Consider the following 12885-nt stretch of genomic DNA (forward strand, 5'->3'; position numbering starts at 1 on the left):
TTTTAGCCTAATCACCCGGCGCTAGCGTTCGTTTAATTACTGAGACTAGCAAACTCCGCCTCTTTTACCACCGCAACCTCTTTCATCACCACAACAGTGTTGGTTAAGAGACTTTTTTATGCCCTTCTTGCAAATGGACGAAATCGACTAAATCATCACCGGCGACTTGATAAGCTTGACCAAAACCTTTTACAAACAGGCCTTTTTCAGCCTTAAGATTAAATAAAACGAAGTCTTGTAATTGACTCAGTCCATCGATTATTTCACCAAATCGGGTTTGCATCTGGCCAATGACTTGCTGCCACTGTTCGCTATCGCGCTTCACCACACAAGCAACGGCATCAAAGGTTAAGCGCTTACGGGCGAACAGTTGTTTGCAGCTCTCTTCATCTTCAATCATCATGATTGAAACGTTCGGGTTCACTTGCAAATTGCGCGCATGACGAGCAATTTCTGAGATCAACACAAAATAGCCATCTTGGTTTTGTACAAATGGCGCATAACTGACATTTGGACGCCCCTCGGCATCAACGGTAGCCAATTGCAATGTTTTACGTTGCTGGCGAAACGCTTTAATTTCTGGGCCCAAACGCCCTTGTAAACGCTCTTGCTTAACCTGCTGATCCATATTCACTCTCCTTCTTAGCCTATATTGTTGTCAAATGACTGTTGTTAAATTCTTGTTGCCACTGCTTAAAGGTGGCCACTTGTTCAGCGATCAATTCACGTTTGTTATTCCGGCCAAGGTAGACTTTAAAAACGTTATTCCCAGCTGGACAGAAAAAGCCAAAATAGTGGCTTTCACGCCCCATAAATGGCTTGCTGACCAAGGCAATATGCTGGATATTATCGAGTTTAAGGTGACCATGTAGCTCACCTTCACTGCCGATTAAGTTGTAATAACCACGAGCCAACTTACCCTTTGGGAAAGGCGCTTTCACTTCAAAGATTGAACCAAACGAGTGGACAATCGTTGTCACTGGCCCAAAACCGACCAAACTTTCTAAGATCGCTTGGGCTTGATCGCCATCGACAATCGCCGTCATTTCTGTTGGCAACGCCGCCACCACATCAAATTCTGACACACTCAATTGTTGAGCCATCGCAGCAGGCAGCAACGTGGGGTCTTGCTCGAGTAATTTCGCCACTCGTTGTGATAATGAATCCATGAGTTATTCCAATTAAACAGCGACAACATAAGCGCGCTTTTTGTTGATGGTTAAACGGTAGTCGTAATTGATTAGCATCGATGTGGCAAGTCGCTCACACGGCTGATGCGGCTTAACTCAACGAAGATACGATCTAACCAAATGATATATAAAACTTTGATATGTCGTGAACTTATCGTTCGCGCAGTTATCTTTGATTTGCCATCGATAATAAATTGCCACTAATGCGAATGCAATTGATAATTGATATTATTTGCATGTTGGGCGATAATTGATTTATCTTAGTCATCAAGGATTTGTAAAAGGCACAATCAAGTGAATATCAAGCGATACACGATTGCCGCGAGTTTATCTATGGCAGCCCACTCAGCAGTGCTGTTCGTGGCGCAAGAACCCAAGGCTTTCGCCATGCCTGTGGGTTCACAATCGACATCGGTTTCACTGAACTTTAAAGCCATCGCTGCACCAGCGAAAGCCGAAACTGTGTCAGAGCCCAAAAAAGCCAGCACACCAGCACAGAGTCAGACCTCCGCACCTGCCGCAACCGACCAGATCGTAAAAAAATCGCCACCGGTTAAGAACAAAAAACAACCGCATAATTCACCCAATCAACCTAAGGTAGCGCTCCAACAACCCAAGGTTCAAACGCTAACGAAGACTGCTCAACCAAGCGAGACGACCGAGCGACAAAGACCACAGGTCGATAAAAAACAACCTGAAAGAGCAACAAATCAGGTCGCAAATCGAGGCGTTACTACTGAACCAGTCATCATTGAAAATCCCTCGTTTTTATCTCGCCCTCGCGCCCCTCATTACCCAAGAATGGCGCGCAAACGAGGTATCGAAGGCGTGGCATTATATGAGATATGGCTTGATGAGAATGGCCACCAAGTCAAGCAAGTATTGATTTCGTCATCCGGAGCCACCTTGCTCGATAAGTCAGCGCTGGACGCGATAAAAGATTGGAAATTCTCGCCCCATTCTATTGATGGTCAAACCATGGCTCATCGCGTGCAAATCCCTATTCGTTTTAAATTGGATCGATAATGGAACAGATACAACTTTTACAACAACAGCTTGGCTTAATGACCTGGCCCTTGATCGTGTGCTCAGCACTCACCTTAATGATCATCGTTGAACGACTCTTTCAAGTTTTGATTAGCTTAGGCGTCGGCAAACGTGCCATTGGCAAACAGCTGCAACAGATTTCCCCGACCGACAGCCAGCAAATTGAGACTCTGGCTGAAATGATGTCAATCAAACGTCCATTGCTATACAAAGGCGTCGCCATGCTACTGGCTCATCACGCTTTTGCCAAAACACTGCGTGAAGACGCGGCAGGAATGTGGCTACAAGAAAAACGTCACCAGTTACACTCTGGCTTGCGTTTATTGACTTTAATTGGTGTGCTCAGTCCACTGATCGGTTTATTGGGAACCGTACTTGGATTAATAGCGATGTTTAAAGGCGTTGCCGCTTCATCTGGCAACATCACCCCTAATGATTTAGCTGAAGGACTAGGCATCGCAATGCGCACTACCGCTGCAGGCTTGATGGTTGCCCTGCCTGCTATTACTGCTGCTCAGCTGTTCGGTTTATGGGCAGACAAAGTCATAGCGAAGCTCGAACACACACTCAATTATGTCAATTTATGGTTAGAAGGCATCCACTGGCAACCCACTCCAACTTCCCTGACGGATGTTATACCGCCAAGCGACAGTGATCTCATCAGAACAGAAGCGTCATTATGATCAAAGCACCTAAAAGCGACACTCTAATGAGCTCTAGCCCTGATCTCACTCCATTGCTAGACATCATCTTCATTGTCATGGTGTTCTTAATGCTTACCGCTGCAGTGAAACTTGAATCGTTAGAGGTGGATCTGCCTGCATCAGATTCGCCGGTTACGTCAGCCGTAGAAAGTGATTCGTTAACCATTAATATTCTGGCGAACCAACCGCACTGGGCCATTAATGGCAAAACCTATATTGACTGGCAGAACTTTACCCTTGCTCTGCTCGAAGCACACCATGCAAAAAAGCAGCCGATTGCCATCGCCGCCGATAGAACCGCGGATGTGCAATACCTAGTCAAATTACTTGGATTCTTGCAACAAAATGGGATTCAAGCTACCCAACTTTTAACCGAAGAAAAATAATAGTCGAGTTTATCATGTTCAATTCACGTTTATTCACCCTCTCAAGTGCATTGCTTTTGCTGGTATTTTCCACCACCTCTTTTGCTAGTGAGCGCATCATTAGTGCCGGTAGCACCGTGACAGAGTTGCTGTTTGCCTTAAACCAGCAAAATAAATTGATCGCGGTTGATGTCACGAGTGACATTCCGCAGGGGTTATCATTGCCAACCATTGGCTACCATCGTCAGTTGTCTGCGGAAGGGTTGCTCGCGCTAGGCGCGACACGATTAATTGGCTCAGATGAGATGGGGCCGAAAACCGCACTCAGCCAACTTCGCGCCGCAGGGGTAAACGTAGATATCATTAACACTGAACCGACGCCTCAAGGGTTGTTAGCGCGTATTGATGACATTGCAGCAATCACTGGCGCCGAGCAACAAGCTTTGCAGTTAAAAGCAAAAGTGAATCAGCAACTCGACACTTTAGCAGCCAATAAACGTCCGCTCGGCACGAGCAAAAAAGTCCTGTTTTTGCTACTTCACGAAGGACGACCAGCCAACGTTGCAGGCGCGAACACCACACCCAACACGATCATCGAACTCGCAGGTGGCGTTAATCCGGCGGCGAAAACACTCTCTTCGTATAAACCCTTATCCACCGAAGCCATGATTGAAATGCAGCCTGACGTTATTTTGGTTAGTGGGCGCAGTTACAAAGCTCTTGGTGGCGCAGATGAAATTCTCAAAAAAATGCCGATGCTTGCCGCAACACCCGCCGGTAAGAACCGACATTTTATTCAAGTCGATGGACGCGCATTGGTGGGCGGCCTTGGTCTAAAAAGCCTAGCTGAAGCACAGCGCATCAGCGCACAGCTTCACTAACGAGAGATTGAAATGTTATTACGTCGACTTCCGCTACGCTACCTGATGATTCTATTTAGCAGTATTTTGCTGCTCGCCGCGATAAGTTCAGTGACCGTCGGGCCGATGAACATCACTTTCTGGCAAAGTGTGCAAAGCCTGTTATTTCACTCCGAGCAGTTAGCGCCACACATAAACTTAGTGGTTCACGATATTCGCCTGCCGAGAACATTGCTATGTATATTGGTTGGCGCCATCCTCGCGATATGTGGCACTGTCATGCAAGGGCTGTTTCGTAATCCACTGGCAGAGCCCGGTATTATTGGTGTGTCCGCAGGAGCCTCACTCGGCGCAGCACTGGCGATTGTATTGTTTAGCGATATCTCCCAGCACTACCCACAACTGATGAATCTTGCAGCTGTTCCACTGTTTGCTTTTCTTGGCGGCGCTTTGACGACCCTGCTAGTTTACCAACTAGGCACGAGTAAGATGGGCACGTCAGTCACCATTATGCTGCTCGCTGGTGTTGCAATTAGCGCCTTGTCTGGTGCGGGGATTGGTTATCTCAATTTTGTCGCTGATGATCAGATGTTGCGCGATCTATCCTTGTGGTCAATGGGATCACTCGCTGGTGCCAACTCGTCTAGTATTATTCTTTGCGCGATAACGCTGGGTCTTTTATTGATGATTTTCATTGCAAAGTCAACGGCTCTTAATGCGTTATTACTTGGTGAAGCCGAAGCATATCATTTAGGCATTCCACTCCAAAAACTCAAGCGCCAACTGATTTTACTCACCGCGGTAGGCGTTGGCGTTACCGTCAGCGTTGCAGGGATGATCGGTTTCATTGGTTTAGTTATTCCCCACCTTGGCAGGATGATTTCAGGGCCCAACCATACCTCATTGTTACCGATTTCAGCCTTGCTGGGCGCCCTGCTGCTTACCGGCGCGGATATGATTTCACGCATTGCACTTTCCCCAGCAGAGCTTCCGGTTGGCATTGTAACCGCACTGGTAGGTGCACCATTTTTTATCTATTTACTGTTTCAGCAAAAAGGACAAATACTCTGATGAGTGCCATTGCGTTATCCGGTCGTCATCTGTCGATGAATTTTTCTGGCCGAACTGTGTTAAACGCCATTGATATCGACATACGCTGTGGAGAAGTGACCGCATTGCTTGGTCCCAATGGTGCAGGCAAAAGTACCTTACTTAAGCTGCTCAGCGGCGAGATTCCCTCAACGGGTGATATTCGCTATTTCGATGTGCCTCGCCAGCAATGGCCAGCCAATCTTCTGGCTCAACATCTTGCTATGTTACCGCAACATAGCACCTTGAGTTTTCCTTTTTTAGCCCATGAAGTCGTTGAGCTTGGTGCGATCCCGCTCAAACTCACCAACAGTACGACTCGCGCGATGGCCGAGAAATACATGCGTTTAACCGATGTATGGCACCTTGCCAAGCGACTCTATCCCTCACTCTCTGGAGGCGAAAAACAGCGGCTGCACTTAGCTCGGGTCTTAGTTCAACTTGACAAATCTAACGAAAAAAAGATTCTCATGCTCGATGAACCGACATCAGCGCTGGATTTATCCCATCAACAAAATACGCTTAAAATCGCACGTCGATTAGCTACCGAATCCAATGCGGCGGTGGTAGTCGTATTACATGACCTTAACCTCGCCGCCCAGTATGCTGATCGCATGGTCATTTTACACAACGGAGATATTGTTTGTGATGCACCTCCAAAACAAGCACTGACTGTGGCTATGCTCAAACATGTCTATGACTACAACGCCATAGTAACGACTCATCCAACGTTAGGGTTCCCGCAGATTTATCCTGACAACTAATCTGTAAGCTGGGCAAAGCTTAACTATACTCTTGACTGAATACGTAACAAAAGGGACAACCATGCTGCACTTTGCCCACAGACTAATCCTCGTTGTTACTCTACTTATTGGTGTTAATGTCTATGCGCACACCTTTAACGATATCCCTCTGTTAAGAGTGTGCGGTGATGCTCTAGACTGGCGCCCTTACACTTATCAAGAAAACGATAAGGTAAAAGGGTTTGATAAACAAGTGCTCGACCAAGCCCTAGGAAGGCATGGCATTGACTATGAGATGACAATGACCTCATGGTCACGCTGCCTTAAAGGTACCAAGGCGGGCAATTACGATCTTGCCGTTAGCGCATCTTATAATGAAGAACGAGTGCAGGATTATCTCTACACCGAGTGGTACTACACCGTGACCCCCTACTACTTGTTTTCAGTTAAGCATTTTCCTGATGGTTTGGTTATCTCCGATGTTGCCGATTTAAACGACTACAAAGTCTGCGGAAATCATAACTATAACTACTCAGATTTTGAGCTAACCAAGATCGAACGCTCAGGACACACGATTCAACACTCTTTAAATCAGTTGGAAACAGGTGAGTGCGAGGTCTATATTAGCTGGGCTGAGATATTGACTGGCAATAAAAATCCACGAGGGGAACCCTATGTCAAAGATGACATCATATCTTTACCGGTCCCCAACATGGAACCGCACAAATTTTATATGTTGATCTCTCGTCAGCTCGAGAGTGCCCCTACTCTGAAGGCGTTACTCGACAACTACTTTCGTTTGGTACGAGAGTAGAATTAAAGTAAACGACGTTTAAGACCGGCTCTCTCAAGTACCCGTGTTGAAATCTCTTCAACTGAAAGTGCTGAGGTATTAATATAAGGAATCGCTTCACGGCGAAACAGCGCTTCGACGGTTTGTAATTCATGCAGACACTGCTCGTTGCTCGCATAGTCACTGCCTGCTAAACGATTTTGACGAATCTGTGTCAATCGCTCGGGATTAATGGTCAAGCCAAACAACTTATGGCGATGAATTTCAAACTCAGGTAGCAGCTTCATACGTGCTAAATCGTCATCGATAAATGGGTAATTCACAACGCGTAGACCAAACTGCATTGCCATGTATAAACTCGTTGGTGTCTTACCACTGCGTGATACACCAAGCAGGATAATGTCTGCCTCTTCAAGTCCTTTAAGGGTGATGCCATCATCGTGCGCTAAGGTGTACTCAATGGCAGCAATTCTATCGAAGTATTTCACGCTATCGCGCCCGACACTGCGTGAGCGCTGCAACTTGGGCTTGGGGGCTAACTGAATATCATCTTGTACTCGCTGCACAATACTTTCGAGCACATCATAACCATAGCAGTGCGACGCCAATAGTTTTTCTCGCAGTTGTGGAATCACCAGAGAGAAAAACACCAAAGGTTTCACGCCGTGAGTTTGGTAGGAAGTTTCAATTTCTTTGATCAGGTCAGCCAATTTATCTTCACTTTCAACAAACGGGAAGGTTTTCTCATTGGCTTGAAACGGAAATTGACCCAAAACAACATGGCCTAATGTCTCACATGTTATGGCCGTTCCATCAGAAACATAGAACACATCACGACTTTGACTTTCAATTTGCATTTTATTTTAAACTTTAAAATTCTTTTGAGTAGGATAGTCGACATAATATCGATAATAAAACCTGGCTGACTGTTACGTCCCCCACAGCTTTAAAAATTCTTGGTGAATTTTTTTATGCTTTTACGTAATCGTTTGCCTTTAATCCCTACGCTGCAATGTTTCTGGAGAAGTACATGCAAAAGAACACCCTCTGGTTCGATGGTCTATCGATGGAAGATGTCGACAAAGTCGGCGGAAAAAACGCATCACTTGGTGAAATGGTTTCAAACCTGGCCAATGCTGGAGTGTCTGTACCGAATGGCTTTGCCACCACTTCCTACGCGTTCAATCAATTCTTAGATTTTGAAGGATTGGACAATCGCATCCACCAACTGCTCGATGAACTAGACGTTGATGATGTACAAGCCCTGCGCAAGACAGGTGCCACCATACGTCAATGGGTATTAGAAGCCCCATTCCCTGCGGAACTCGAACAAGATATTCGCGACAACTACCAAACACTGATTGAAGGCAATGATGAGTTATCAGTCGCGGTGCGTTCTTCAGCGACAGCCGAAGACTTACCCGACGCTTCGTTTGCAGGTCAACAAGAGACCTTCCTTAATGTCAAAGGCATTGAGGCAGTACTAGAAGCAACCAAACATGTCTTCGCCTCCTTATTTAACGACCGCGCGATCTCTTATCGCGTTCATCAAGGTTTCGATCACCGCGGCATCGCGTTATCGGCGGGCATCCAACGCATGGTACGCTCTGATAAAGCCTCATCTGGTGTGATGTTTACCCTAGACACGGAATCTGGCTTTGATCAGGTGGTATTTATCACCTCTTCATGGGGTTTAGGCGAGATGGTTGTTCAAGGCGCAGTTAACCCTGACGAGTTTTACGTTCACAAACCACTGCTTGAAGCGGGCCAACATCCAATCGTGAAAAAAACATTTGGTTCAAAGCTCATCAAAATGAGCTACTCCACCAACCAAGAGATTGGTAAGCAAGTCGACATTATTGATACGACTGAACAAGAGCGTAACCAGTTCTCTCTAAACGATGAAGAGATCACTGAGCTGGCTAAACAAGCCATGATCATTGAAAAACACTACCAGCGTCCAATGGACATTGAGTGGGCCAAAGATGGCATTGATGGCAAGCTATACATAGTGCAAGCCCGTCCAGAGACGGTTTGTTCTCAAAACGAACAAAACGTTATCGAACGTTACGAGCTTAACAATAAAGCAGAAGTATTGATTGAAGGTCGCGCTATTGGTCAGCGTATTGGCTCAGGTATTGTGCGCTTAGTCGACTCATTGGATCAAATGTCACTGGTGCAAGAAGGCGATGTTTTAGTGACCGACATGACCGACCCAGACTGGGAACCGGTGATGAAAAAAGCCTCGGCGATTGTCACTAACCGTGGTGGTCGTACTTGCCACGCGGCAATCATTGCTCGTGAATTGGGTATTCCTGCTATCGTTGGCTGCGGTCATGCTACCTCAAGCCTCAATGACGGTATGACAATCACGGTTTCTTGCGCAGAAGGCGAAACGGGGTATGTTTATCAAGGCGAATTAGACTTTGAGGTCAAGCGCTCTGCGGTTGATGAGCTGCCGATGCTACCAACTAAAGTCATGATGAACGTTGGCAACCCAGATCGTGCCTTCGACTTTGCTCAAATTCCAAATGAAGGTGTTGGCCTTGCTCGTCTTGAGTTCATCATTAACAAAATGATTGGTATTCACCCGAAAGCGCTACTTAACTTTGAACAACAAAGCGATGAGATAAAAATAGAGATCACTCAGCGTATTCGCGGTTACCAAGATCCTATCGACTTTTATATCAGCAAGCTTACCGAGGGTATCGCCACCATCGCCGCCGCTTTTTGGCCGAAACGCGTGATTGTTCGTATGTCGGATTTTAAATCGAACGAATACAGCAATCTTGTCGGTGGACAAGGGTATGAGCCACATGAAGAGAACCCGATGCTTGGTTTCCGTGGTGCTTCTCGTTACATTTCTCCGGTTTTTGAAGATTGCTTCGAGCTAGAGACACAAGCCATTAGACGTGTACGCAATGAGATGGGGCTGAAAAATGTCGAGGTCATGATTCCTTTCGTGCGGACACCGAGTGAGGCCGCATCAGTGATTGACCTATTGGCTAAGTTCAATTTACGTCGTGGTGACCAAGGCCTGAAAGTGATCATGATGTGTGAGCTACCATCCAATGCTATTTTGGCGGATGAGTTCCTCAAGTACTTTGATGGATTCTCGATCGGCTCAAACGACATGACTCAGCTAACACTGGGCCTTGATCGTGACTCAGGCGACGTTGCGCACCTGTTTGATGAACGTAATCCAGCGGTGAAAGCCATGTTGAAGATGGCCATTGACGCCGCAACTAAAGCAGGCAAATACGTCGGAATTTGTGGTCAAGGTCCATCGGACCACGAAGACCTCGCTGAATGGTTGATGGATCAGGGTATTAGCTCAGTGTCACTCAACCCCGATACCGTGATTGATACCTGGTTAAAACTTGGCAAAGCAGCTAAATAATTGGCGGTAAAATAAACAAAGGCTTCTGTAGGGAAGCCTTTTTATTTTTCCTAATCATTTACTAGCGTCAATTAACTGGTTGGTTGAAGGTTAACCTGCTGAGCCAATTCAATTTCTCGCTGCTTGAGCATAGCATCCATCTCATCACGTTTGTCTTTAAAAGCGGCCATTTGATTATTAGGTACGGATTTAGCCATTGGGATATTGGCTTTCATCGCATTGACCGCACGCCCTCTATCAATCAACTCATAGTGGATATGTGGTCCAGTCACACGCCCCGTTGCACCTGACAGACCAATACGTTGACCGCGAGACACTTTTTGTCCTTTACGCACTAAAATCTTACTTAAATGCAAATAGCGTGTTTTGTATCGACTACCATGTTGAATCACAACGTAATTACCCGCATAAGGGTGCTTGCGTGTCATGATCACGACACCATCACCAGTAGACACAATCGGTGTCCCTGTCGGCGTTGCCCAGTCAGTCCCATTATGCGGTGCAACACGTCCAGTGACAGGGTGCTTACGTGTCGGATTGTATTGCGAGCTCAACCGATAGTTACCGTTGACCGGTTTGCGCTGAAAGGCACGTTGTAAACTGTCACCTTTTGCATCGTAATATTGACCATCGCTATGCAGATAGGCTGAAAGCACTCGTCCTCGGTTATAAATCTTAATCGCTTGTATTTCACGATTTCCCGTCAATTGATCAGCTACAAACTGACGTGATTGAACCACTTCAAAACGGTCACCAGCTCTTAGATCCCGTGAAAAATTAATCTTATCTTTCAACAAGCCGACCACTTGCTCAACTTCACTGTTGCCTAAACCAAGCGCATGAACAGACTGTGAGAAACTGCCATTAATCTCCCCGACCAGTGGCAAAGGCTTCCAAACACCTGCAATCTTGACGTCACTAAATTCGTAACCACCATCTTCCATTCTTGTGTAAACAGCTCGTTCAACCATGCTGAACTCAAGTTCCATTTTTGCCAAAGCTTGGGAGTTTTCGTCACGCCAAAAACGCAATGTGTTGCCCGGTTTGAGAGTATCTAACGCTAAAAAGTTTAGATCCGTTTCCATAATTTTCATCAGTTCGCTGTAACCAAAGCCTAACTGATTAAAAATGTTGCTTAAGTTATCACCTGCTTTGATCTCGTACTCGTAACTAGGAAGATCAGCCGTCACTTCGTTACTTAACAAAATGTCATTAACAAGCGTTGATTCAGGAAGAGAAACATCAATGGTACGATGGTATCGGTCACGTTCAGACGACGAAAGAACAACCGCAGCAAGAATAGGCAGTGTTAATAATACTAACTTCTTTCGACGCGATAACTCTCGGAAGCGAGGCTTAAAACTTCTAGATTGCACAAATTTGACCTAATAATTGAAATAACCAAAGGCCTAAGAGTACGAATTTCTCTAGAAGTTGTCACCTGTGATATATCAACTTTAAGGTAAAAAAGGCGCAAAATGCGCCTTTATTGATTAAAATGAACAGTAAACCCTTTAACGATAACTGCTACTGATAGGTCGAAACAAGGGCGTTATCTTCGCCAAACCCGTTAGGTCGGTATTGATCAGCCTGTGGGTCATTCACCCATTTTTCTTTATCGACCAAGTATCTAAATTCAAAATGACTGTCTTTAGGTAAGCGTGTTTTGAACTTATAGCTCTTCGATTTAGCGACTTTTTTCATTTCGGTTGGTTGCCAATCTAAAAAGTCCGCAACAATCCAAACAGATTGATTAACGTGTTCAGCATCGAGCTCAAACGTCACTTCAACTTCATCTTTGGTTTTGAAAAAGCGTTTATTGATCATATTTAACTCCATTAACGACAATTAAGGTCCATCTCATAACTTGCTAGGTTAAATAATAAGCAATTCATCACACATACTCAATACTGTATATTCGCCGCACAACTATTGCCTTTCTAAGCTATCTTGCTCAGTTATCTTGAACAGTATAGTGGTTATTTTTGTCGGCTCCTCCGACATCGCTTGATGAGCATCACGTTCTTGGATGGTGACCGTAACCCTATCACCATCGACAACAATGCCCTTAACATGGATTCTGTCACCTAACAGTTGTGCGTTCTCACTCACCATACGTTGGCGGGCCGTATCGTAATGACTAAGTGTTAAATAGTAAAAGACACCGGAGCCTTGATTAATGACACTTAAAGGGTGGATGTAACGATTGTCAGCAATTTTTAATAGATAACGAGTGTCGATTGACACACTTCCCCTTTCAACACCATCTTGATATTTGCCACTATAAATCCTTGGCTGATTGTTGCTTTTTATAAAGGTGAATGTCCCACTCTCAGGGACTTTGATTGTCCATGGATTAGGTGTAGTTAGTGAAAACAACAACTGCATAATCGCGTCATTTTGTGCCGAATAACTGGGAAACTTAGCCAAAACTTCTTCATCTGATAAGCTGAACCGATAGAGACCTGCCGCCGAAACAACGACTAGCAATACAATGGGAGTCAACAAAATCAGTGGGATAGGTAACAAACGTTTTTTCATTAGCGTTGCTTTGTCTCGAATACTTTTTTGATGGCTGTATGGTATCAGGCTAGCTTGACTAGATACAACAACCCAGCAACGACAATAGAAAGGGTCATAAGCACAACATCAGAAAAAGCTTATTTGATCACACGGTTTTTTCAACCAGCCCCC

14 protein-coding genes are annotated in these 12885 nt (G+C 45.4%); 8 read left to right on the plus strand and 6 right to left on the minus strand.

The features are described 5' to 3' along the window. Positions 1–103 precede the first annotated feature (103 nt). Positions 104–628: a heme utilization protein HutZ gene (hutZ, locus tag CDZ87_RS06220; RefSeq protein ID WP_100752672.1), complete on the minus strand. Its 525-nt coding sequence runs from the start codon at positions 626–628 to the stop codon at positions 104–106. A 19-nt stretch (positions 629–647) separates the two neighbouring features. After that, positions 648–1169, minus strand: a complete 522-nt coding sequence (gene hutX, locus CDZ87_RS06225) for a heme utilization cystosolic carrier protein HutX (RefSeq protein ID WP_100752673.1) — start codon at positions 1167–1169, stop codon at positions 648–650. Between the two features lie 315 nt (positions 1170–1484). On the opposite strand from hutX, the gene CDZ87_RS06230 reads away from it, so the two are divergent. The 7 genes from CDZ87_RS06230 to CDZ87_RS06260 all read left to right on the plus strand — a co-directional run bounded on the left by CDZ87_RS06230 (position 1485) and on the right by CDZ87_RS06260 (position 6812). After that, entirely contained in the window at positions 1485–2216 is a 732-nt protein-coding gene (locus tag CDZ87_RS06230; RefSeq protein ID WP_100752674.1) for an energy transducer TonB, read from the plus strand. After that, positions 2216–2920 carry a MotA/TolQ/ExbB proton channel family protein gene (locus CDZ87_RS06235; protein WP_100752675.1) on the plus strand — a complete coding sequence of 235 codons (705 nt, stop codon included), beginning with the start codon at positions 2216–2218 and terminating at the stop codon, positions 2918–2920. The genes CDZ87_RS06230 and CDZ87_RS06235 overlap by 1 nt, the downstream gene beginning before the upstream one ends. Further along, entirely contained in the window at positions 2917–3327 is a 411-nt protein-coding gene (locus CDZ87_RS06240; RefSeq protein ID WP_100752676.1) for an ExbD/TolR family protein, read from the plus strand. Before CDZ87_RS06235 ends, CDZ87_RS06240 begins: the two co-directional genes overlap by 4 nt. 14 nt (positions 3328–3341) lie before the next feature. Beyond that, on the plus strand, positions 3342–4187 hold the full coding sequence (locus CDZ87_RS06245; protein ID WP_100752677.1) for a heme/hemin ABC transporter substrate-binding protein: 846 nt from the start codon (positions 3342–3344) through the stop codon (positions 4185–4187). Between the two features lie 12 nt (positions 4188–4199). Beyond that, positions 4200–5237: a FecCD family ABC transporter permease gene (locus CDZ87_RS06250; RefSeq protein WP_100752678.1), complete on the plus strand. Its 1038-nt coding sequence runs from the start codon at positions 4200–4202 to the stop codon at positions 5235–5237. Beyond that, positions 5237–6019, plus strand: a complete 783-nt coding sequence (locus CDZ87_RS06255; protein WP_100752679.1) for a heme ABC transporter ATP-binding protein — start codon at positions 5237–5239, stop codon at positions 6017–6019. The genes CDZ87_RS06250 and CDZ87_RS06255 overlap by 1 nt, the downstream gene beginning before the upstream one ends. Positions 6020–6080: 61 nt before the next feature. Further along, entirely contained in the window at positions 6081–6812 is a 732-nt protein-coding gene (locus CDZ87_RS06260; RefSeq protein ID WP_100752680.1) for a substrate-binding periplasmic protein, read from the plus strand. A 2-nt stretch (positions 6813–6814) separates the two neighbouring features. Here the strand turns inward: CDZ87_RS06260 and ppsR are convergent, their stop codons facing one another. After that, positions 6815–7648, minus strand: a complete 834-nt coding sequence (ppsR, locus tag CDZ87_RS06265) for a posphoenolpyruvate synthetase regulatory kinase/phosphorylase PpsR (protein ID WP_100752681.1) — start codon at positions 7646–7648, stop codon at positions 6815–6817. 173 nt (positions 7649–7821) lie between these two features. Here ppsR and ppsA point away from each other — a divergent pair, with 173 nt between their 5' ends. Then, positions 7822–10191, plus strand: coding sequence for a phosphoenolpyruvate synthase (gene ppsA, locus CDZ87_RS06270; protein WP_172953554.1), 2370 nt, complete (start codon positions 7822–7824; stop codon positions 10189–10191). 71 nt (positions 10192–10262) lie between these two features. On the opposite strand, the gene shyA is transcribed toward ppsA, so the two are convergent. From shyA to CDZ87_RS06285, 3 genes are all read right to left on the minus strand, one after another. Further along, positions 10263–11567: a peptidoglycan DD-endopeptidase ShyA gene (gene shyA, locus CDZ87_RS06275; protein ID WP_100752683.1), complete on the minus strand. Its 1305-nt coding sequence runs from the start codon at positions 11565–11567 to the stop codon at positions 10263–10265. A gap of 151 nt (positions 11568–11718) precedes the next feature. After that, positions 11719–12018 carry an isoamylase early set domain-containing protein gene (locus CDZ87_RS06280; RefSeq protein WP_038177403.1) on the minus strand — a complete coding sequence of 100 codons (300 nt, stop codon included), beginning with the start codon at positions 12016–12018 and terminating at the stop codon, positions 11719–11721. Between the two features lie 102 nt (positions 12019–12120). Continuing rightward, entirely contained in the window at positions 12121–12732 is a 612-nt protein-coding gene (locus tag CDZ87_RS06285; protein ID WP_100752684.1) for a hypothetical protein, read from the minus strand. Between the last annotated feature and the right edge of the window lie 153 nt (positions 12733–12885).

It is taken from the genome of Vibrio salilacus, assembly GCF_002811245.1.
GTDB classification, from domain to species: domain Bacteria; phylum Pseudomonadota; class Gammaproteobacteria; order Enterobacterales; family Vibrionaceae; genus Vibrio; species Vibrio salilacus.